This is a genomic window from Phaeobacter sp. CC-HEC084, assembly GCF_059429255.1.
The window spans coordinates 1-22,073 of the sequence record NZ_JCAIJQ010000006.1; the positions used below are offsets into that span (position 1 = coordinate 1).

Consider the following 22,073-nt stretch of genomic DNA (forward strand, 5'->3'; position numbering starts at 1 on the left):
TCTGTCCACTCCCCAAGTGCAGCGTTGGCCGCGTTCAAGGTCTGGGTGGCGTCTGCCAACGCCAGCTGTAGCGGGGCAAGATCCGGGCGTTCACGATCTGCACAAGCGGCTATGGCGTTCTGCAATGTCGTGCGAGCAGCGATCAATCCATCGCGGTGATCGGTCACCTTCTTGCGGTCGGCGTCGAGAGTCGGGAAATGGCTCTTGCAGGCATCATATCCCGCTTTGTCCAGCCCAACCTCGGTAAGCCGAGCGACAAAATCACCTTGTGCCTTCTTCACGCGCTGCTGCTGCCCGTCGCGCGCCCGCTTCGCTGCTTCTAGCTGCTCTTGCGACCGGGTGAGCACTTCACTGGCGGCTCGGTCCTGTTGCGTCGCCACTTCCAGCGCCTCGGAGAGTTGCCTTTGCTCTCTCTGCAAAGCCTCGCGTCGAACGACAACCGCCTCGGGCGTGCGCAGACCTTCCGGCAGGGCCTCGATCACTGTGTCCAGCTTGGCGCGCGCGCCGGCAAGAGCGGTCTCAGCCTTTCCCGCAGCGGTGCGCGCCGTAGCCTCGGCAGTTTCAGCCTCGGTCAGTTTCAGCTTGAGTTGAGCCAACTGCTCCGCCATCGTGTCTACATCGACCGCTTCTCCGAGTTCGGCGACATCGCCTTCAAGTCGTGCGATTTCAGCTTCGAGTTCCACCAACGTGCGCTCAGGACTTTCCTGTTCCTCCAGCGACCGCTTCTTTTCGTCGAGCCGGATTCGAAAATTGCCGAGTTCGCTTTCGGCCCGAACTCTGGCTTCGGACGCAGTTCTCGCCAGAACCTGCGCGCTCCGAAATGCTTCGGTCAAACCAGATTGTTCGGGCGTACCATGGGCAGGCGCAGGATGATCATGGGAACCACAGACAGGGCAGGGCGCCCCTTCGGTCAACTTTTCCGCGAGAATGATCGCTTGCGTGCGCGAAAGCCGTGCCTCGGCATCTACCAAGTCCGCGTCAGCGGTTCGCGTCGCATCGGTTCTTGTCGCCAATTCGTTCGATGCCGCTTCGACATTTCGTTGGGCATCAGCGACAGCTTCTTGCGCCTTAGCATACGCCGCTGCCTTGACCCTTTCTCGGTTGACCTCGGCCAGCTCACCGGTCAGCTGGCCTCGCTCCGTTTCGGTCTTTCGCGCTTGATCAAGCGCCAGATCGGTCGCATCGCGCTGAGACTTGAGCTTCTCTCGGGCATCTATGGCCTCGGTCAGAGCCTTTTTCGCTGAAGCTTCGTCCTCCGCAGCGTCGTCAAACGCGCGTCTAAGATCCGCTGCCTGCCCGACCTGCTTCTCGATCGCCTCCAACCTTGTCAGGTCAGCCTGAACTTGTTGCCGTCGGTCCTCGCCAGACTGTGCCTCAGCAAGTTTCTTTTCCGCCAACTCCTTCACGCCAGTGGCGATCTTGAGTTCTGCCTCGGCCTTCGTGACAGCCTCCACCGCATTCAGGCTTTCCTGCTCCGCATCGCACCAAGCCGTCTCAAGATCACGGGCCTGCATGGCATTCCGGACAGCCTCAATCCGCTTGGCCAGTTCTTCGACCTCGCCCGTTTTCCTTTCTAGATCATCGAATGCCTGCTGTGCCGTGTCGACAGCAGAAAATGCTGTCGCGATTTGCTCGCCTTCGGTCAGAGCTTTGCGCGCGGCTTCGGTAGCCATCGCCGCGCCGTGCTGAATTCCCTGCTTTTCTTCGACTTTTGCTTCGGCTGCGGCAATCCCGAATTCTAACGCCTCCGCGCTCTCAAAACCACGTTCCTCGAGTCGAGCCACGTAGAGAGCGCGCTGGTCGCGCAACGCTCGTTCTGCCTCTGAGGCTTCTTCTTTCAGCCGTGCGGCGAGATCGCGATAGATCTTCACGTCGAAGAGATCCCGCAATATCTCGACACGCGCATCCGTTTTTGCGGCCAAGAACGTCTCGAACTTGCCTTGCGGTAAGAGCACGATCTGTCGAAACTGTTCTGCCCCGTAGCCAAGCAGCGCCTCGACCTGCTGCCCCACTAGCGAGACCTTCTTTTCCGCAATGACACGGCCAGACTGACTCGGACCAAGAGTGTCCACCGGAATCCCGGTGACGTCGAACAGCGAGGCTTCTGCGGCGTCCTCAGTGGTCCCTTCACCGCGCGCCTTTGGACGTTCCTGCACCGGACGACGACGGATCAGGTAGGTCTTGGCGCCCAGCTCAAAGACAAATTCGACTTCGGTAGGTAGATCCGATGCGGCGTGATCCGAGCGTAGTGAACGTGGTTCCTGATCAGTCTTGGTCGGCGCCCCGAATAGCGCGAAGGACATCGCCGAAAACAGCGTCGACTTTCCCGCGCCGGTCTGACCATAAATTCCGAACAGACCCGTCTCCAGCGCGGACCGGAAATCGACTACCTCGGTTGTCGCAAATGGCCCGAAGGCTTGAAGCGATAGGCGAATGGGTCTCATGTCTGCTCCTCCCCGGAGGATGCTGCGTGGAGCTTTTCCGCGACGATCGCGACTTCGGTGGCGTTTGGTTCCCGGCCGCGCACAACTTTCACGAAGTCGTTAATCATCTCGATTGGCGTGACCGCGGCCCGCCCGCTGCCGAGCGCCTTGGTCTCCGCAGCGCGCTCCTGCCGGGCATAGGCCAGATGGCAAGCATTGGGATAGGTCGCGCGTAACCGCTTCATCGGATCGATCAGAGGGTTTTCATCCGTCAGGATAGCCTGGATGAAATCGTCAGACGGCGTTCCTGCCAGAAGATCCGAGAATGCCCCGGTAAGCGAGCGGACCTGCCGGATCGGTCGGAACGGTACGGTGCGGATGTCGACACCTTCAGCTTTCAGATCGACGACAGTCATGGATTTTTCGTTTCCCACCTCGTCGAAACCGAAAGCGAGCGGTGCGCCGGAGTAACGAATATGGCTCGCGCCCACTTCCTGCGGCTTGTGCAAATGCCCCAGTGCAACATAGTCCACCCCATCGAAGACATCGGAGGGAACAGTTTCGATGCCCCCGACTCGCGTCAGGGCGCGCTCGGTCTCGCCGACCGCACCCCCCGCGACGAAAGCATGGGCCACGACGACCCAACGCGCCCCATCAGGAACCTGCCCCCTCGCAGCTGCGATCTGGGCGGCAACTACCTCCGCCGGCGCACTAATGCTTTCATCCCCGAACACCTCGCGTGCGGCGTATTCATAGGAAAAAGGCAGCGCGGAAAAGGCGACCTCGCCATGCGCGTCACGCAGCACCAGCGGCGCTTCCACCGCATCGGCAATCCCGCGCACCAGCACACGAGACGCGGTGGAAAAGACAGACATTGCCTCGATCCGGTCGCCAGAATCGTGGTTTCCAGAGATCATAACCACAGCGGCTTCGGTCTCCTCTGCCACGCGTTTGAGGAAGCGATTGAACTGCCGAATCGACGAACTGGGCGGCGAGGCACGGTCAAAAACGTCCCCGGCGATGACAAGAACATCGACCCGATCGGCGACAAGCGTTTCAAGGATCTGACCCAGGATGACCTCATGATCCTCCTCGAGGCTCAACCCCATGAACTGCCGCCCCAGGTGCAGATCTGCCGTATGAAGTATTCGCACCAGATCAATCCATTTTCTATACGTATAGTAAATGTATGGACTATGCGAGCAGAGTCAAGTATTACTCGGCGTATGAGCCTGAAAGCCCTCAAACACGCGCAACGCGAGCGAATTTTGTTCCTCGACCAATGTCTGACCTGGAGAGGTCAGGCGAACCGCCGCGACTTGATCGAACGCTTCAATATCTCGATGGCACAGGCTGCGGTTGACTTTCGAACCTATCTTTCTCTGACGAATACGCCGCCGGTCTACGATGCCGCAGTGAAGGCCTATTTCTCGACCGGCGACCACTGCGCATTGACTGAGGCTGGCCCGGAACAAGTTTTCGAATTACTTGATAGCAAGGCGACATCGCTTGGCGCGAGCATCCCGCTTCCCACTCGCGTGATGGATTCCACCGTTGTCGCACAACTCTACCGCGCCAGGATGGGCGAACGCGACATCCAGATTACCTACACCTCGATGACAAGCGGCCTATCCGACCCGCAGTGGATCAGTCCAGTTCAGTTCCATTTTGACGGAGAGGCAATTTATCTCCGCGCCTGGAGCTATAATCACGAGGCGTACCGCGATTATCTCCCAATACGAATAACGAGACAAACTGAGATGAAAACGCGGGAGCGGCCTGCTCCCCTGCCTTTTGACACGGACTGGAACAGCTTGGTGCGCATGTGGATACGCCCGCGTTCAGATCTATCCGATGCACAAGCGCGAGCCGTCCGGCTAGAGTATGGCTTTGACGAAAAGACGCACTTACTGATCGAAACGCGCAAGGCGCTCGTGTTTTATGTCGTTAGACGATGGCGACTGAACCAGGAAAAGGCGCGTTTGGAATTGGAAACAGTTGAAGAGATGAATGCATGAATGGTCTTTTCGAAAGGTGAAGTTCTGACCAACTCCGGAATTGAGCTTTAGGGACTGAATATGATGCCCCATTCGCTCTTCGAAATTCGCACAGTCGCGTTGCTCGCTGGAAGCGAGTGGCGGGAATGGGTCGACCAAGGTCAATAGCATCTACCTTGGTCAAATATTTTTCAGGTTTCACTCTGACGACCTAGGGGGGGGGGTGGGCGGCGACAAAACAGTTCATGGACGAGCGAGGCGAGATGACACATGGCAATACTTGATCCCGACACCAACCAGCGCGTCCCCTTGGATCGCGATCTTGCAGAGCGATATGCGAAAGAGGTGAACGCTTTTAACGCGACCGAGTGCCAGCACACGCGCAGCGAACTTCGTCGTGGCTTCAACAAGGGCGGCGGGCCAATCGTCAAAAAGCAGTGCCTCGACTGCGGCTTGCTTCTGGGCAACCCGGTGAAGCGCACGACCGAGACTGAACTATTGCCCGAGATCGACGAAGCGCACAACCCGGACTACGAGGCGAAACGGAAGGGCGAGTGGGACACAGTGCGCCGCCGCTACGTCGCCATCCAAGAGAGCCGGTGGCGCGGCAGTGTTGAGGGTAAATCATACTTCCAAAGATCTCATGCCGACTATCTTGCATCCCGCGAGTGGGCCGAACGGCGATCGCTAGTGATGGATCGTGCTGCTGGCCTATGCGAGGGGTGCCGCAAAGCGCGAGCAGCCGAGGTACATCACCTCAGTTATCGCAATTGGGGTAGCGAGTTTCTGTTCGAACTAGTGGCATTGTGTGGCGACTGTCACGACCGCATCCACCGCTTGAATGAAGACCGCGAGACAGGTTGCACCGGCTGCGTGCACGCTGGGGACGATGGCGAGTGGTGCCATCAGTTTGGCATGCCTAGTGGCGCCGCTTCAATTCCTGGTGGAGCCTGCGGCAGCGACCGACAAGGTTTTGTAGACGCAGAAGACTATGGGTGAGCGCACTACAATTGTCGCCTACTGCAATTCGCACACCTGTCCTTTGGACGTTTCACAACGTGACCACCCTCATCCACCCAATAACTCCTCAATGAAATCCTCCTGCCGGTCGAGCGCCGCCTCCCATTCCTTCGGCACCACCGCTTCCCGCTCGAGCGTCTCCGGCTCTGGTTGCCCGCGCCCAGCCTCGATCGCCATAACGCTCATCGCGCGGGCCTCGCGTCGCTGCGAACGATCGCGGGCCGGCGCGCGTTCGACTGGTTTCACAATCTCATCCGCGACTGACCCATCATCACCGTCGCCACCCACTATTCCATTCCAAGGCCCCACACCCTGCACGCTCGGCGGATAGGGAAAGGGCTTGCCCTCCTGGCGGGCCAGCATCTCCTTGAAGAACGGATCGTCGTAATACTTGACCCGGCTCGCCTTGATCGGATGCTGGGGCGAAGCGAGAATGATGACCTCGTCGGGATCCATGAGGCGCGCTTCGGTCTCGGAAAGCAGCGGCCGCTCTTCCAGCCGCGCTGATGTCGAGGTCGCGCCAAGGAAGCCCTTGTTTCGGCCATACATCCGGGTCACCGCCTCGCGGGTCGTGCTACCGACCGCGGCGGAAACTTCTTTCACCGTCCGCTGGTCCCGCGGGGTGATGTAGAGCTTGAGCCCCGCCCCGTTTTCGAGGCTTTCGCGGCCCTCGGGACCATAGATCCGGTCGAGCGAAGCGAGCGACTGTGCGATCATCGCGACGCGGCCGCCATAGCTTGCCAAGGAATGGATAGCGCGTTCGAGATAGGGCATTGCACCCATCTGCTGGAATTCGTCGATCATCATCATGACCGGCCAGGGTTCGTCGGGGCCCGGTTCATTCAGGCGGATCGAGGCGATGAGATCGGCGAACATCAGGCGCAGGAGTGGGGCGAGGGTTGCGATGTGATCTTCGGAGACGGCGATATAGAGCGACTGCGGTTGATTCCGAAAAGTCGAGAAATCGAAGTCGCTGGCTTGCGTGGCCGAGCGCACTGCCGGGTTGTCCCACTGCTTGAGGCCCGCGGTCATCAGCGCCTGGATGTTTGAGGTCAGCAGCCGCGACGAGGCAGAGGCCGCGTTGGTCCAGAGCTCGCGCAGGATGTCTTCTTCGGCTTCATCGGCATAGGTCTTGTACTGGGCGTTCTTGTACTCGCCCCCGGCGACGATCTGGTTCACCGCGCCAAGGTTTGGGGTGCCGCGCTGGATCGCTAGCAGGCAGGCGGCGACAAAGATCGACTTGCCGGCCTCGGAGAAAGTGTCGAGTTGTTTGTTGTCCTTGTCGAGGAAGAGGTCGGCGAGGATCGAGACCTCGGTGAACCGCTGCGCGAAGCTCGGGGCCTTGGCGATCCGGGCGAGCGGGTTGTAGCGATGCGTGGCATTGGCCCAGTCGAAGGGGCTGAACCGATAGACCTCGTCGCCATTGAGCGCCCGGAGCCGGGCGGTCTTCTCGAAGTTCTCGCCCTTCACGTCCAGCACCACGACCGAGCCCGCAAAGCTCAGAAGGTTCGGGATCACGAAACCGACGCCCTTACCGGCCCGAGTGGGCGCAACCATCATCACATGCGGGATGCTGGTCGATGAGATGAACTCAGCTTTGGACGTCGGGGCTCCGAGCTTGCCGCAGACAAAGCCCTTGCCAGGCGCTTGAAGCATGTCGTTCTTCTTCAGCTCCGCCTTTGTCTGCCAGTGGGCCGAGCCATAGTCGTCCCGCTCCTTCTTCCAGGTCCAGGCAAGCGCTAGGGCGCCGAGGCCGATGGCTCCGAAGCCGACGGCGCCAAAACCCACCTTGAAGGCCTCGGGATGTGCCGCGCGTGTGCCCGCGCTCGCCTTCCAGAGCGCCAACATGTCGAAGCTGCCAAAGCCGGTTTTCAGGGCCAGGGTCAGGTAGAAGGCAGCGACGATGGTGCCGATGACGGCGCCGCAGATCACGCCGAAGAGGAGCGCGGCCCAGAGGGGAAGTGTCTTGGTCATGGTGGTCATCCCCCCTTTAGAATTCCATCTCGTCATCGAGACCGCGGTCCCGACCGAGATCACGTCCCAGCTCCTGGGCCTCCTGCTGGCCGCGCAGCCGCGCGATCTCCGTCGCCTTGTCCTGCTGCAACCCGGCAGCGCGGTCGGTGAAGACCTGATCGCCGGTTTCCTCAAACGTCATCTCAAGGAACTCCTGCGTGACGGTGATCTGATCGAGCTTGCTCGGCAGCGCCGCGTCCAGCACCTCGTAGTTGCCGCGGCGAAGCTCGGCCAAGCCTTCTTCGCCCAACTCCTTGAAGAGCTCGGATTGCAGGGTCCGCTCGACCGTCTCTTCCTGTTCCTCGCTGAGCTTGCCGTCGCGCAGCATGTCGGCGAGGTCCTGCAGGTAGGGATTTGGCGTCCGGTCGTCTTCGTCGATGAGCGGCAGGATCTCCTGTTCCTCGTCCGCGAGGGTCCGACCGATCTCGACGCCCATCTCCTTTGCTCTTTCCATCAACGCGTCCATCACGCCGTCGACCTTTTCCAGCGCGGCATCCAGTTGGTCATCATTGGCCGTCTCGACGCTGAGACCGTCCTTCGCCAGCACCGCGTTCATGTCCCGCTCGACCCAGTCCTGCGCCATGCCGTAGTTCCGCGTGCCGCCCGCAGCAATCCGAGCCACCAGATCCTCACTGTCCATGCCGACTGCCTGGGCGCGCTCGAGCACCTCACGCAGCCCCTCGTCCTTGCCGGACTGCAGTGCGGCGATCAGCACTTCGCTGCCCGCCCCCGGCGGATAGGGTTCCTCGAGCTGCTTGCCGAAACGCGCGCGCAAGTCCGGGTCCGGCACCATCTGCGAGAGATCCGCGATGATCGGTGCGGCCTTGGCTTCAAAAGCGGCGCGCTCGGCCGGGTCCAGTTCCTCGGCCTTGAGCCGCAGCGCCTCGATCGTGCGCTCGGAATAGTCGATTGCATCACCGACGGTCTTGATGTCCTTCATGTCTATCTCTCCTTCGGTGAAATTCCACGGCGTGTCGGAACCAAGCCCGTCCGCCATGCCGCGCACGGCGCGGGCCATGTGGTGCCGGTCCATCCGGTCCAGCAGGTCGGCGAGGTTCTTGTAGTCCTTGGCGAAGCCCACCACCTGCGCCTGCGCGATGGCGGATTCCTGGGCCGTCATGACGATCTCGCGCGGCAGGCGGGCCTCTTCCTTGGCACGGTAGATTTCCTCGATCCCGACAGGCTTCTCGAAGATGCCCCGCTCGAGCCGGGTGGTGGCGTCGAGCATCACGCCGTAGCGCTCCGCGATCTCGGCCTGCTTCTCGCGCATGAGCTGCGGCGACATCACGCCCTCGGCCCAGCAAGAGAACCAGGTGCCTTTCTCGACGCCGCGATTGTTCAGAATGATGTGGGCGTGCTTGTGCGCCCGGTCGTCATGGACCGCGAGCACATAATCCCACTGGTCGCCGTATTCACCGCTCTCGAAGAAATGCTCCGTCCAGTCCATGGCGATGTCACGGACCTGGTCGACCGTCACGTCGGTCGGGAAGGACAGGAGCATGTGCGAGGTGAACCCGAGCTTGGTCGAGCCGCGCCAAGTCCCGGCCCAGTCCTCGATGATGCTTTCCTTCTGCTCCTCAGAAAGCACCGCGGCATCGGTCAGGGCATTGGTCATCGTCGAGTAGGTGTAGACCGCCTTGTCGTTGATGTAAGAGATCTGCGCCCCAAGCGAAGCACGCGTCTTGCAGCCCCCCGCCCGGATCCGCTTGAACACCGCCGCTCGGCTCTGACCCGAGGCCGCCTTCAGCGCGTTCCGCGCCGACAGGGAACCAACGTGCGCGAAACTCCGCCCCTGTCGACGCCCCGCCAGCCGCGCGTCGATCCGCGCCGCGGCTTGGCCCCGGATGCGCTCATCCTCCCAGAGCCGGCCCATGACCGAAGAGTAGAGGGCGAGGGGATCAGCCATTGCGCACCAGCCTCAGACCGCCGCCGGTCGCGGGCGAGCTGCCCTCCAGAACCGCGCGATCCGCCCCCTGCCCTTCTTCCTTTTGCGGCCACTCCTGTTGACGCAGCGCCTGCGCCGCATCCTTAATCCGGCCCATCTCACGGCTCATTGATTGCGCCAGATCAAGGAGTTCGATCAGCACCGCGCGGTCCGCCTCCGAGACCTCCAGCCGACCGCGATGGACCGCCTTGGCAAGCACCAATCCGGCGTCGCTCACGTCCTTCGCCTGACGCCATGCGGCGCAGAATTCGGCGACCAGATCGCGGGGAACATCAAGGAATCCGCAACGACCGCGCAGCACCGCATTGAGCGCCTGAGAACGATTGGCGTAGCCCCGTTCGCGCCACTCCACATCGAAGGCGTCCAGTTCGGATCGGCTTGCCCGGAACGCCACCGTCTCGCTCGGATCGCGCACCGCGATGCCTTCGCCCGCCTCCTCTTTCGCGAGGCGGTTCACGTGTCGCGGAGAGATGCCAAACACCGCCGCCAGCTCCTTCGCGCTCTCGCCCGCCGCAAAGCGCCGCGCGACTTCGATGCGCTCTTCAAGCTTCAGGTTTTTCGCTGGCCTCGGCACGGGTCAGACCCCTCGGACAAAATGTGCAAACATTGGCCATATCCTGCCAACGTCTTCCTTCTCTCCTTCGCTTATACTTCAATACATCACATTGCGCAATATTACGTTTTGCATGTTGTGTCTTTTTGCTGGCATTGGACGCCGTCAGGACCCCGCTGCGCAGCGCGACATGGAACGGGTCCCGCCCTCATCGATGCATGACAACCAGGTCGAAAGAGCTTCCGAAACTTGTGTTTAAGACGCAGGCGATGGCAGGCAAACCGAACGCTCGAGCCGGTCACGGATCGGCGCCAAGAACACGAAAATGGCCCGCGCGGGATGGCGCGGGTCGCACCCTCTGAGGGCGTCACGAAGCTTCTTAGAGACGGCGTCAGACCCCTGCGGATCCGAAGACCCGCAGGGGTGTCTGGGTCAGTGACCCAGTCCCTGAGAGCGCAGGTCGTCGTAGCGGCTGCGGGCGATCAGCGCCTCGGTCTCGAGGCTGTCGAGGGTCTCGGGATGGGCGTCTTCGTCGAAGGCGGCGAGGTAGGCATCGAAGGCCATTTCGGCTTGCAGTTCGGCGAGGTCGATGGATTGTTCGAGTGTCATGATGTGATCCTTTCCGTTGATCGTCGTTGGACGGATCGTGGAAAAGACCGGGGGCATGAGAGCGGGCAGCACCCGGCACGGGGCGGAATGAAATGGAGCACGCCGGGGGCAGGTTTGTTGTGAGCGATGCCCCGCAGCGCTCAAGGCGCCAGCCGCCCAGAAACCTGTCCCCGGCGTTGCCGACCGCTCGACCCCGGGCTAGCGATCTGAAAGGCCAACAGGTCGACGAAAAGGCGCGCAGCAGTGACACTGATGTGAGACGTTGCCCTCGGACACATGACGTTGATCTGCGGTTTTCACCCTCGCGGCACAGGGTGAGTTCGGCGCCCCTGCCAGCTTCGCCAAGACGACCCAGGCGCGGGTTGCTCGACTGATAGAAGGAGTGCGCTTGACCTCGCTCAGCGGACTGCCAGTTCTCCCTGCTGACATTCAGTCCCGCCTCGGGTTCGTGCGATCCACGCTGTCCCTCAACAGAAAGATCAGAGCCGCTACTGCGACCGATCCAGTCAGACTATCCGCCTCGGTGTCAGCGTCCGAAATATGCCACGTTCTTCGGACATCGGCTTTTTTGGCCCGCCCATCGGGCTCACCCAAGAACGAGAGATAGCCAGACCGCCGGAGCGGTCTGGCCCTTGGCTTAGGCGGCGTCTTTCGGCCCCCAGGGGATGACGGCCTGCAGGGACAGATCGTCCTGGTTGGCGGCCTTGCCGAGATTGGCGTTGAAGCCGTGGTCGCGGATGGTCAGCGTGTAGTAGTCCGCGCCGGTCTCCTTGTTCTGCTTCTTCCAGATTCCGCCGCACTCGACCAGCTTACCGCGCGGGGAACGGCCGAGGACGCGGTGCGTAGGGGCCATCGGGTTCGCGCTTGCGACGGGTTCGACCGTGATGTCGAGATCGAAGGTCAGGGTCGAGATGGAGCCGACGCCCTTGGCGGTTTCGATGTCGGCGCTGGTGAATTTGATGCAGTTCGTGGTCATTGCTCTTCTCCTTGATTGCGTTGCAATGATGGTCACCTTGCAGCTGGCCAAGGCCCGGCCACACCGAAGGCGAAGCGCAGCGGAGAGGGGCAGGCGCCGGTCTTTTTGCCCCGCGCGGAATGACCCGTAGGGGCAGGGGAAAAAGATCGGCGACAACCTTTGTGGACGGGACGACAGCTGCGACCAGCATGTCATGCAACTCAGACAAAGGGAGAAGTGCGGTGGCCGCGAAGGAAGGTAGGGGAACAGCCGAGGGAGATGCTGCGGAGTGCGGTGCCTTCTCTGTCCTCTTGCCCCGATCCGAAACCGGACGAGTCAGAGCTTTCCCTGACCCTAGCTTACGTGCCGCAACGGTTGGTTTCCGTGGCAACGCGATGTGTGTTGTCTGAAAAGAGCAGGGGGCAGACCGACGAAGCCTCGATACCGTACTCGGCTCGCCCGGATTTCGTACGGAACCTCTACGGCAGCCCGATATTATGCGATCCGTGCATCATGACCATCACCGGCCCTCTGCCGGCTGCGGCCAATGCAATCCAGCGGTCGTCGGACATCGTTTGCGACCCATGATCGCAGCGCGGAGCTGCGTGCCCGGCAAAGCGAGGAAAAACACCGACCGAGACGCTAGGTACGTGATCACTGATGTCACACGCCCGCCCCAGCGACCGTTACCGAACGGCCGAGATGAAGCGTTGCCACGACCATGCGACGGCTGGTCGATTTGGCTCCGGAGGAGACTGCACGGCCAGCGGCAAGTCGCAGGGAGAGGCGGCGATTCAGCTCGGGGAGGGCGGCTGCGTGCAGCCGACCGAGTAGGGCGCGGTCCTGGCCAAAGGGCAGGAGGGGCCAAAATCATCGAGAGGGGCCCACAGGTAGTTGCTTGCCGAACGTCCACGATGTAAGCTCGAGAAGCTCACTTGGGGCTGGCGCGCTGTAAAGTACAGGTCGGCGCAGCAGGTGGAAACCAACCCAGCGAACCTGATCCGGGCCCATTGGATCCTGGTTTGCCGAGCTTCTGGATATTCATCGGTTTGCTCAATCAGCTGCGCGCTTTCCGACTCCTGCTATAGGGCCCACGGCTTGAATTGGTTTCGGAGGCACGCCAGAGGAATGAGCAAAATGAACCTGAACACTGATGTGCAGTCAGCCGAGACCTTCCCGATCAAGCTCGAAGACCTGTCAAAAGGCGTCGACCGAATTCTGGAAAGATGGACCGGCGAAAATCGCCCTACCAAGCTGACACTCTTGAACGATCTTGCCGCCGCGATCTCCCCGGGCTCAAACTGGGGCGCGCTGAAAGCAAAACAATTCAAGCGAGCCCACCCACAGACGGGGCAGAACACCAGTTTCATCCCCGCGATCAATCGAAGCGCCAAAGAACTACCCGCGCGATTGGCCGAAGTGAAAAACAGCGAGAATGGAATTGACCTCGCATACCTCGTCGAAGAAATCCGCCCCCTATTTGCGATGCGGCACGCAGGCGATCCGATCATAGGTTTGGAACTCAGCGTCGTGGAAGGGAATGGGTACAGCGAGGCGTCCATCTACGCAAAACTGATCTTGAATCGTGGGGACGCCATTGGCATCGCCGAAGCCTATGCATCGGACCTTGAACCGGTCGTTGCGCAACTCGTCTACAACGCAATCCAAAACCTGAACTCCATCGAGTTGTACCCCACCTTGGCGCAGAGTGCTTGCAATGCGCTTCGGATCGTTGTCGGTCCCTTCGATTGCGTGCTGTCTATTCCGGAGTTCTACGGGCGCATGCCTGATGAAAGCCATGCATCTCAAGGGGTGCGGGTCCTTCTTGATGAAGGCGATACGCCGTCGGTCACCGATCTAGATCTGGCGTTGCGCCTGCTATCGGCAGTGTCCACCCATCTCGGCCAGAAACAATTCATGGAACATGGGAGCGTCCGGTTCAGGTTGTCCCAGCCGCTCATGCAGGTTTGGAAACGAATTGGGTTTGCGACGCCGGACCTGATCGATGATCGGCCCATGTTCTGGATTCCTGACGGCGAATACTGGGCGCACGAAGGCGATGACTACCTCCTCGATCACAACATTTGGACGCACAGCACACTTGGCGAGCCGCTCGATCTAGCTTTGGCCCTGATCAATATTGACGATCCGGATATCTACCTGAAGGTCGCGCTGACCCCGATGCCAAAGAGGTCGCAAAGATCCGGCCAACGACAAGAGAACTGGCGGGGCGGGTTTCATCGAGGCTTTCAGGTTCTCCGGATACGAGAGGGTGAACCAGTTCAAGAGCTTTGCCTGGACGACCAAACGAAAGAACGTTTCGAGCGGGGATTCATCGGGTGGGCTATTCACGAAGGGCACGAGGTTGTTGAGGACAGAGCCCGAACACGAACTGAAGCGCTCATTCCACGGAACTTGAGACGCGCCTCGCAGCACCTCCTTCAGGTGGAGGCGATTTTGAACGGTGCCGACCCAACGGACAAAGAATTATTGCGTCGTATCCGGGAGGGAAAGGGTAGCGATCAGGCTGGCTAGCGATCTGTTTTGCGTCGTCTGCAACGAACAAGCGAGGCAAAGGTTTGCCTCGCTTAACCGTCTTGCGTCCTCGCTGGCAGCTACTGAACGACTATGCTTTCGCCAAGCGCAAAAGCGGCCAGTGCAGGATAGCGCGAAAACACGCCCTGCTCTCCCGAGGCGATCTTGAAAAGCCGAGACTGCGCATCAGCAATCGAGCTCGGGTCATCGGGGTTCAACTGACGAAAGATCGCAAGGACGGGCATGGCGACTTCAACAGTCGTGGCAAGTGTCCCACGTTCACTGAACTCGTTGTTGAAAGCCCCGTTGCCGATATCGTCGACCAAAGCAAAAGCTTCCCTACAAATTGCCGGATAGTCCATGATCAGAGGTTTCCCTTGCCTTGATATTGAACGCGCCTAGAAGAGAACGGTCGCGCGCCAAATAATCCTTTGGCGCGCAACGCAAAAGTTATCTCACCTTTTCTATCATCGATACGGACATTTCAATGCGCCGAAGCTGCCGGCGAAGTGGGGCGCAATCCGGATAAGCGTTCTTCAACATCCGTACTATCCTACGAAGGGCTGCAACAACGTCGTCAGCAGAGTTCAATGTCTGCAGAAACGCCTGATCCTCATCGGTTCGGGTATAGTAGACTTCGAAGAACTCAGGGCCGTCGAGTTGCCCCCGATCAATCTCAAGGCTGAGCCAATCCTCGAGATCTGAGCGAAGCGCGCTCAAACGCGTATAAACCCCATCTGTCGCATATTGCGACGACATCACTGCCTTGAGCACGCGGCCTGCCTGCACATGGCCATCAATTCCGAGTTCACCAGCTGGACGGCGGCGCGAACACCCGGGGTTGTAGTTATAGGGTACGGTGGCCTTGCTCGGAGAGGGATAGATCATACCCTTGCACCTTGCGCGGCGTTCGTCCTGTTTCGTCTTCGCCATTGGGCTGAGAAACGTCTCCCATGAAGGTACGGATTCGCCCGTCCAGTTTTCGCTGACGACTGGCTCTGGCATGGCACTGATCTTTTCCATCAGAGCGTCAACGTCGTATCCTGAGCGTGTGTCGATACCGACATAGAGATCGCAATCGTAGGGCCGATACATCCCGGGCCAAGACGCCTTTTCAAGCCGCCAGCCGTTGCGGGTCGCCCATGCTGCGCGATTTGAATCGTCGGGCGCGTTGCCATAGGGCTCGTCGATCAGGACGAATTGACCATTGGCCGGATCTACCCAGTCTGTCGAATGGTCGATATTGGGCAGTTTGTCGGTGTCCAGAATTCTGGGGTAGTTCCTGCGGTCTCGGTTTGGTCGCAGTCCGGTATGCTCCATGAAACGAAGCGAACGCTCAGCTGCACAAAGCCGATCCCGCGCATATTCTTGCTTGTGGGCAATGTCATCACAGACAAAATGGTCATCGGCAACCATTCGAAGGTTTCCGAATCCGCGAACATATCTGAGCGCACTTTTGGGGCAGAGTTCGAGGATTGGCTTGGAAAGCTCAATTCGCAGTGTTTCCCGCCCGCAGCGATGGTGGCGCTCCTTGTCGCTCCAGTAGATCGTCAGCAACACATAGGGCTTGGAGTTCGTGAAACCATTGGTCGGCAAAGTGCGCTGTGCATGACGAAAGTTGACACAATCGGCAGACTTGGCAGCAAGATCAAGCGCGTCAGAATGCTTGATTCCGTTTGTCTTCTTCAGCTGCTTGGCAAGGCGTTTCACCCCAACAAGGGTGGTAGGTCGTGGACCATCGATCAACATAGCTATCTCCCGGCTTGACACCGAACGTCACTCGCCTACCGCCCTACAAGCCAGAGTGTTAGCTGATGGGGGTCGCTAGAAAGATTTTCGGGCAGTGCTGCCTGCAGCTTCGGAACGGCGAGTGCCACGCTCCTGCCAAGAGCTTCTACAAGATAGGATGGATCGCACCATCATGCAACTGGCACCTGACCGCGTCGCCGCCTGCGGAAGCACGGTCGGCACAGGGATCACAGTTCGCAGCGACGATACTAACATCAGCATTGAAAACTAACACTATCAATGTTATCTTCCAAAATCATGTTAGAAGTGGATCAGAAATCCTGCCAGGAACTCATCAAGGATGCGCAGTCTCACCTGCGTACAACGCTTCATGTGCCAGCCAGCCTGAAGGCCTGGGGGAGCAAGAAAGGGTTGCCGCTCTTTCTTGCCAATGGGTTCGAGTACCGACAAACGGAGCTCTTTGGGCATACGATCTTGCTCGTCGTCCCGATGTCAGAGGACGCCAAGAATCCTACTGGCCTTTCCAAACAGCTTGGAGCTATCCAACGCCACTTTGAGGGAATCCTCGTATTGGTCCTGGACCACCTATCCGCCTATCAACGCAGCCGGCTCATCGAGGAGTCCGCAGCCTTTATTGTCCCGGGCAATCAACTGTTCATCCCGCAGCTTGCCATGGACCTCCGGGAGCATTTTCGGCGAAGACGTGATTTTGCGGAGGACCAGCTTTCGCCTGCATCACAAGCGCTCTTCTTGCGACACCTGAACCTCAGGGACGTGGAGAACGCGCGACCGAGCGATCTCGCGGAAATCTTGCGATACTCGGCTATGTCGATCGGGCGCGCCTTCGAAGAACTGGAGGCCAGCGAGCTAGCGCATGTGGAAACGCGAGGGCGCAGCAAGCATATCCAGTTCTCCGAAGCTCCTCGAGAATTGTTCGAAGCCGCAGCTTCAAGAATGCGCTCACCGGTCAAAGCCGAACATTGGTTTCGGGCACCCTCCCTGCCGAAGGGCTTCCACGGCAGCCCACTGCCTGAGTACCTGCCAACCGGTGGCGAAAGTGCACTCTCGGAGCGATCGACAATGTCCAGGCCCCGCATCATACGTTTTGCTGCCGGGCCAAAGGACTGGAAACGGATTCAAAGTGGCGAGTTTGGGAAAGAGGTCGAACAGGACGAGGAGCCGAACTTCGCGGTCGACGTTTGGTGGTACGACCCCGATATCGTGTCGGGTGCGCGTGAGGTCGATGTGCTGTCGCTCTACCTGCAGTTCCGCGATAGCCCAGACGAGCGGCTGGAAGCCGCTGCGGAGCAATTGTTGGAGGACTTCGCGTGGTAGTCGGTCTGGACAAGTTTCGAGAGCATTTCGCGGACCATGCCGACCATTATGCGGTTATCGGCGGCACCGCATGTTCGATGATTTTCGAGGAGGTCGGCATCGATTTCCGCCAGACCAACGACATCGACATGGTTCTCTGCGTAGAGGTGGTGGATCCGTCCTTCGCACAGTCCCTGAAGGCCTTTCTGGATAGCGGAGGTTACCAGGCACGCGAACGCAGCAATGGTCGCCGGGAGTTCTACAGGTTCCACAAACCGACCGACCCATCGTATCCGGCAATGCTCGAGCTCTTTGCGCGAAAGCCCGAAGCGCTGGAAATCCCTGAGGATGCGGGGCTGACCGTGGTGGAGGTTTCGGACGAAACCCTGAGCCTCTCCGCGATCCTGTTGGACACGGACTACTACGAGGCACTCCTCGAGAGCCGTCGCGCGATCGATGGTGTTCTGGTTCTCGATGAACGCCTGCTCATCCCATTCAAGGCCAGAGCATTCGTCGACCTGTCTCAGCGAAAGGATGATGGGGACGCAAATGCCAAGGGAAGCGATATCAGGAAGCACCGGAACGATGTGTTTAGGTTGCTTCAACTTCTCCCGACCGATCAGCCCATCGAGGTCACCGAGCCACTGAAAGCTGACCTCAGGGCCTATGTGGAGCGGGTGAACGGGCTGACAGACTTCGACCCGAATACATTCGGTGTCCCCATTGATCGAGAAACTGGCCTCGGCCTGATCTCCAGTCTCTACCAGCTCTGACAACTGCTAGCCGACACGTCTGCGAGCCAAGCTGAGAACGTCGCGGGTGCGAAACTCAACGCATACGGCGCAGGCTGCGGCGCAATGCGCGGTTGCCTTCGTCTGGGTCATCCTCTCCAGGGTGTTTTCCCCCGCCCTTCCAGTCGTCCGACACGAGCCATTCCTCGAAATAAATCAGCCAGAGGTGGGTCCAGGGGATGATGGTGAGGTCCAAACGTTTGCTGGCATCCCATTGTCCGGTCCCGGGCAGATAGAGTCAGAGCCGATCCGGGTTGTGGTAGATATGCGGCAGGTCGCGTCCACCGGCGAGCAACCTCAAGTCAGGTTCTACGACCCGAACGTCCGGCGTCCCGTCCCTCTCCAGGACAAGAGTGACTTGATACGACCGGGAAAGCGGCGTCGGTTGCGCCTGAAAACGCCATTCCAACCGGCGCGGACCAAGCACCCCCGCGCCGGCTATCGTCTTGGACCTCTGCAGGAACAGGTACTGCTGGGGCAGTGACAGCCGGTTTTTCGTAGTCGATCCCGTCATCGCGCCTAGTCCCCGAAAAACTCGTTCTTGGGAACGTGCGTCGAAGCAGCCGATTTTTGGGTCGTCAGGCCGACACCGGCACCAAGCATGAGAGCGCCCGTCTTGCGCCCTTCGTTCAGCGCATCCATCCGCCGGTTCATGGTCCGGGCAACAAGTTTGTCACCCAGGCTGTCCTTCATGGAGCCGACAATCGCGTCGAGGCCAACGAGGTCACGCAGGGATTCGAAATCCGCAAGCGCCTTGCCGTGCCATTTGTAGAAGGCCTCGACCCGCGCGGGTTCTTCATTCCAACGCTCTGCAAAATTTTCGCCTTCGGTGGTCTCGTTCCAGACCGCGTAGATTTGGCGGCCATTGACCAGCGGGCGTTCGATGAAGACCGGCATCAGACGGATCGTGTCGATCAGAACCTGGAGCTCGTCTGCGAAAACGTGGCGCCTCACACACATCTCATAGGATCGCATGGCCAAGGTCGTGATGATGATCGAGATCGGTGCGATCTCCTCCTGAACATGCAGGAATTCCAGATCCCGGTGACGCTTTAGGAGTTGCACGGTCCGCCGCAGAATGCCCTTGACGGACTGACGTACCGGGAAAGGCTCGGTCGTCGCCGCATCGCGCTGCGCCGCGATGATCGACTGCGTCATCTGCGGGACTAGGGCCGCCCGTTCGTCGAAGAGGGCCCGATAGGCCCGGGGATTCGTCGCGTGCCAATCCCGCAACTTGCGATCGGGCACCAGCTCACCGCCGTTCATGCAGTTCGGATTGGCAATGGTCGGGGAGATGTCGAGGTGGAAGTCACCGGCGTAGTTCAGGCGCCAGCAGCGCTTCTTTTCTTCCAGGATCGACGCGTAGTAGGCGTGTTCGCGCAAGCGCTTGCCGATCGCAGCCTTCAGGCGCGCCGGTGCGATTTCCGGGCCGAGGCCGAGGATGAAGCTGATCAGGTCGACATCGAACTCGTCGCGCCCGATTGGTTTGATCGAGGTGCCGAGTGCGCCAGAGCCGTGCAGGTAGACATGAAGGGAAGCAAGCATCGGGTCACTCGATCCGGCCAACCAGTCCGCGACCGCCTCGTAGCTGGTGCGGGCCTTCTCGAACTGGGTCTGCGTCCATTCCAGCTCCTGGCAGATTTCTTCGAGGATCGTGAAAACCTGCGCCCGCCGCTGAATGGCGGTATCGGTAAGGGGGTGCGAGAAGAACTGGTTCATGCCGCGTTCCGTTCGAGTTGATGCACGGGCACGAACGGCTCGGCAGGTTGCTGGAAGAAGATGGGGGTCAGTGTGGGGCTCGCGTGCCGGGCACTCGAGGCACCAAGCCCCTTGAGCCTCTGAATCTTGGTGGTGTCATCGAGGGAAAAGAAACCCTCCGGCACGCTTGGCGAGTACCGGTGAACAGCCGTCCGGTCGTGCGGATCGCCTGTCATATGACGGGCAATGCCGAGCGCTCCGCGGGATTGACCGTCCATGAGAAGGCTGAGGGCCTTCAACCCGAGTCCGGCTTTGCCGGGGGATTCGGGAAGCATGTAGACCTCGTCGACACAGCCGAGGCTCAGGATGTGCAGGTCCTGTGGAGACCAGCCGAGCATCGAGATCGCTTCGACGGTCGCGACGCCCACCGGATTGTTGCACCAGGTGCCGCCATCGAGAAGCCCGACATCATCCACCGTCTTGTGGCGCGCGAAATAGGTCGGAGCGGCTGACGTCGCCATCGCGGCGTCGAGGGCCGGCTTCCGGTAATCCTTGGTGAGCCGCGGATGATGTGACGTCTTGTAGATGTAGACGCTGCGCTGATCGGCATCCCAGGCCGGGATGAGCAACCGGGTCTCCGCTTCGCCGATGAGCTTGTCACCGAGGACGGCGCGGAGCTCGTCTCGAAGCGTGGATGCTTCGTGCTTGGGCTTGACCAGGTGACGCAGGGCGGCACGCGCGTCCCGGGCCTTTTGTCCGAGCCAGCTCTTGTCCCCCGCTTGCCCGAAGATCGTCGGCCCGCGATTTTCGTAAAGTTCGAGGAGGGTCTTGGCCCGGATGCCGAGGGCAAGGCCGATCGCGAGAATACCCCCGGTTGACGTTCCCGCAATCAGGTCGAAGTAGCGGCCAATCGGTTCATCAAGATCTTCTTCCAAACCCGCCAGAAAGGCCGCCGGTTGGGTGCCTTTGATGCCGCCGCCATCGATGCACAGGATACGTCTCATGGTTCACTTAGCCTTCCGGGGGGTAGGGGTCTTTGCCGTAGGTGTTGCGCTCACGGATGCGACCGTTGGTGCCGTGGATCAGCATTTCCGAGCCCTGATTGCGGGCGATGTCACGCGCCTGGGTGATCGCGGATTGCTGCGTCGGGTGGATGGCCGTTGCTTTATCATTTCCGGCGCCTTTCACGGCCCAACCGTTCTTGTGGGGACAACATGCTGATTTTTCTTGGTCATTTTAATCTCAAAGTGCCTTTTTTCCTTGACGATTCGTCAATCTTGTGTTGATATATACAGCAAGAATTGTCGTATCTCAACCGACGTTTTTACGGGAGCAGACCATGTTTGGACAACGGTTGCGACTGGCCCGCAAGAAGGCGGGTTTGTCGATGCAGGGGCTTGCCGACCGCACCTCGCCAAGGATCACCGCACAGGCCATCAGCAAGTACGAGGCGGACAAGATGAATCCGTCCTCCTCGGTGTTGGTCGGTCTGAGCAAGGCTCTGGGCGTGTCGCTCGATTTCCTGATGGGAGGTCAGGTCGAAGAGCTTGTCGGCGTCGAATTCCGCAAGCATTCCAGCACCTCCGCGAGGGACCGCGCCCATGCGGAAGCCATCGTCATAGAGAGACTGGAAGACTACCTGGCGATCGAGGACATCCTGGAGATCGCACCGCCGGATGACCCGTTCGGCGATCTGGTTAGGGAAGTCGTCGAGAGCTACGAAGAGCTGGACCTGTTGGCACGAGAGCTGCGAAGGCATTGGAAGCTCGGAAACGATCCAATTCCCAGCATGTCGCGGCTGCTCGAGGACAAGGGCATCAAGGTCATCGAAGCCGATTTCGCCGAGCGCTTCGATGGGTTGGCCTGCGAGGTGCGGCGCAGCGAGGGCCGAAGTTCCACCGATGTCGTGGTGGTTTCAAGCCGCACCAATGTCGAGCGCAGGCGTTTCAATCTTGCGCATGAACTGGCGCACCGTGTCATTCGGGCGACCGGAAACTCGGCGATCAAGCTCGAGAAGGCGATGAACCGTTTCGCCGGTGCGTTCCTGATACCCACCGATCACCTGATCGAGGAGGCCGGTCCCTCGCGCAGCGGCATGACCTATATGGAGATCATGCGACTGAAGCGGCTCTATGGCGTGTCGGCAGCCGCGATGCTGATGCGTCTCGGACAGGTTGGCATCCTGCCCCAGTCGATGATCGACTACGCGTTTCGGACCTATGCACGGCGCTGGCGCACCAGCGAGCCGGACGAGATACGGGATGATGAGGGGTTCGGTGCCTTCGAGCATCCGCAGCGGTTTGAGCGCCTGGTCTGGCGAGCCCTCGGTGAGGAATTGATCTCGCCGGTACGCGCCGCTCAGATGCTGCACATATCGCTGTCCACCGTTGAAGAGAATATCAGGGGATAGTCCTCTCGTGGCCCGTGTGATCGTCAACGATGCCAGCTGCTTGATCGATCTTCGGAAGGGT

At 60.0% G+C, this 22,073-nt stretch carries 18 protein-coding genes and 1 pseudogene; 6 read left to right on the forward strand and 13 right to left on the reverse strand.

The genetic code is table 11. From position 1 onward, the window contains the following. On the reverse strand, positions 1-2,444 hold a 2,444-nt coding region (locus AC5SSZ_RS16525; RefSeq protein ID WP_495438881.1), incomplete at its 3' end, for an AAA family ATPase. Next, positions 2,441-3,532, reverse strand: coding sequence for an exonuclease SbcCD subunit D (locus AC5SSZ_RS16530; RefSeq protein ID WP_368999378.1), 1,092 nt, complete (start codon positions 3,530-3,532; stop codon positions 2,441-2,443). The genes AC5SSZ_RS16525 and AC5SSZ_RS16530, both read right to left, overlap by 4 nt. Here AC5SSZ_RS16530 and AC5SSZ_RS16535 point away from each other — a divergent pair. Together AC5SSZ_RS16535 and AC5SSZ_RS16540 are read left to right on the forward strand one after the other, a co-directional pair. Then, positions 3,506-4,441, forward strand: coding sequence for a BrxR family transcriptional regulator (locus AC5SSZ_RS16535; RefSeq protein WP_368999379.1), 936 nt, complete (start codon positions 3,506-3,508; stop codon positions 4,439-4,441). The two genes, AC5SSZ_RS16530 and AC5SSZ_RS16535, sit on opposite strands and share 27 nt — an antisense overlap. A gap of 249 nt (positions 4,442-4,690) precedes the next feature. Then, positions 4,691-5,419, forward strand: a complete 729-nt coding sequence (locus tag AC5SSZ_RS16540; RefSeq protein ID WP_271073668.1) for an HNH endonuclease — start codon at positions 4,691-4,693, stop codon at positions 5,417-5,419. A 69-nt stretch (positions 5,420-5,488) separates the two neighbouring features. On the opposite strand, the gene AC5SSZ_RS16545 is transcribed toward AC5SSZ_RS16540, so the two are convergent. The 5 genes from AC5SSZ_RS16545 to AC5SSZ_RS16565 form a co-directional block, all read right to left on the reverse strand. Further along, the gene (locus AC5SSZ_RS16545) at positions 5,489-7,414 is read right to left on the reverse strand and encodes a type IV secretory system conjugative DNA transfer family protein (protein ID WP_495438884.1); all 1,926 of its coding nucleotides are present in this window, start codon (positions 7,412-7,414) and stop codon (positions 5,489-5,491) included. A 16-nt stretch (positions 7,415-7,430) separates the two neighbouring features. Continuing rightward, complete coding sequence (locus AC5SSZ_RS16550) at positions 7,431-9,359, reverse strand: relaxase/mobilization nuclease domain-containing protein (protein ID WP_495438886.1); 1,929 nt, start codon at positions 9,357-9,359, stop codon at positions 7,431-7,433. After that, complete coding sequence (locus AC5SSZ_RS16555) at positions 9,352-9,972, reverse strand: helix-turn-helix domain-containing protein (RefSeq protein WP_368999382.1); 621 nt, start codon at positions 9,970-9,972, stop codon at positions 9,352-9,354. The genes AC5SSZ_RS16550 and AC5SSZ_RS16555 overlap by 8 nt, the downstream gene beginning before the upstream one ends. A gap of 411 nt (positions 9,973-10,383) precedes the next feature. Beyond that, a complete protein-coding gene (locus tag AC5SSZ_RS16560) occupies positions 10,384-10,560 on the reverse strand; it encodes a hypothetical protein (RefSeq protein ID WP_255612201.1) in 177 nt (58 codons plus the stop codon). A gap of 637 nt (positions 10,561-11,197) precedes the next feature. Then, positions 11,198-11,536 carry a DUF736 domain-containing protein gene (locus AC5SSZ_RS16565; protein WP_008335621.1) on the reverse strand — a complete coding sequence of 113 codons (339 nt, stop codon included), beginning with the start codon at positions 11,534-11,536 and terminating at the stop codon, positions 11,198-11,200. Between the two features lie 1,116 nt (positions 11,537-12,652). On the opposite strand from AC5SSZ_RS16565, the gene AC5SSZ_RS16570 reads away from it, so the two are divergent. Next, on the forward strand, positions 12,653-14,050 hold the full coding sequence (locus AC5SSZ_RS16570; protein ID WP_495438888.1) for a hypothetical protein: 1,398 nt from the start codon (positions 12,653-12,655) through the stop codon (positions 14,048-14,050). Positions 14,051-14,130: 80 nt separating this feature from the next. On the opposite strand, the gene AC5SSZ_RS16575 is transcribed toward AC5SSZ_RS16570, so the two are convergent. Together AC5SSZ_RS16575 and AC5SSZ_RS16580 are read right to left on the reverse strand one after the other, a co-directional pair. Next, a complete protein-coding gene (locus AC5SSZ_RS16575) occupies positions 14,131-14,412 on the reverse strand; it encodes a hypothetical protein (protein WP_495438890.1) in 282 nt (93 codons plus the stop codon). Positions 14,413-14,500: 88 nt separating this feature from the next. Continuing rightward, on the reverse strand, positions 14,501-15,799 hold the full coding sequence (locus AC5SSZ_RS16580; protein ID WP_495438891.1) for a DUF5623 domain-containing protein: 1,299 nt from the start codon (positions 15,797-15,799) through the stop codon (positions 14,501-14,503). A 279-nt stretch (positions 15,800-16,078) separates the two neighbouring features. Between AC5SSZ_RS16580 and AC5SSZ_RS16585 the strand changes: the two genes are divergently transcribed. Next, positions 16,079-17,134 (forward strand): winged helix DNA-binding protein, encoded by a 1,056-nt coding sequence (locus tag AC5SSZ_RS16585; RefSeq protein WP_495438892.1) that lies wholly within the window; start codon positions 16,079-16,081, stop codon positions 17,132-17,134. Next, entirely contained in the window at positions 17,128-17,886 is a 759-nt protein-coding gene (locus AC5SSZ_RS16590) for a hypothetical protein (RefSeq protein ID WP_170819454.1), read from the forward strand. The genes AC5SSZ_RS16585 and AC5SSZ_RS16590 overlap by 7 nt, the downstream gene beginning before the upstream one ends. Positions 17,887-17,941: 55 nt before the next feature. Here AC5SSZ_RS16590 and AC5SSZ_RS16595 read toward each other — a convergent pair. The 4 genes and pseudogenes from AC5SSZ_RS16595 to AC5SSZ_RS16610 all read right to left on the reverse strand — a co-directional run bounded on the left by AC5SSZ_RS16595 (position 17,942) and on the right by AC5SSZ_RS16610 (position 20,790). Further along, positions 17,942-18,418 (reverse strand): annotated as a pseudogene (locus AC5SSZ_RS16595) (type II CBASS E2 protein). A 5-nt stretch (positions 18,419-18,423) separates the two neighbouring features. Beyond that, a complete protein-coding gene (locus AC5SSZ_RS16600; RefSeq protein ID WP_495438893.1) occupies positions 18,424-19,623 on the reverse strand; it encodes a nucleotidyltransferase domain-containing protein in 1,200 nt (399 codons plus the stop codon). Then, positions 19,620-20,606, reverse strand: a complete 987-nt coding sequence (locus tag AC5SSZ_RS16605; protein WP_495438895.1) for a CBASS cGAMP-activated phospholipase — start codon at positions 20,604-20,606, stop codon at positions 19,620-19,622. The genes AC5SSZ_RS16600 and AC5SSZ_RS16605 overlap by 4 nt, the downstream gene beginning before the upstream one ends. A gap of 7 nt (positions 20,607-20,613) precedes the next feature. Further along, positions 20,614-20,790 carry a DUF2188 domain-containing protein gene (locus tag AC5SSZ_RS16610; RefSeq protein ID WP_495438898.1) on the reverse strand — a complete coding sequence of 59 codons (177 nt, stop codon included), beginning with the start codon at positions 20,788-20,790 and terminating at the stop codon, positions 20,614-20,616. A gap of 151 nt (positions 20,791-20,941) precedes the next feature. Between AC5SSZ_RS16610 and AC5SSZ_RS16615 the strand changes: the two genes are divergently transcribed. Beyond that, positions 20,942-22,012 carry a helix-turn-helix domain-containing protein gene (locus tag AC5SSZ_RS16615; protein WP_495438901.1) on the forward strand — a complete coding sequence of 357 codons (1,071 nt, stop codon included), beginning with the start codon at positions 20,942-20,944 and terminating at the stop codon, positions 22,010-22,012. Positions 22,013-22,073 lie beyond the last annotated feature (61 nt).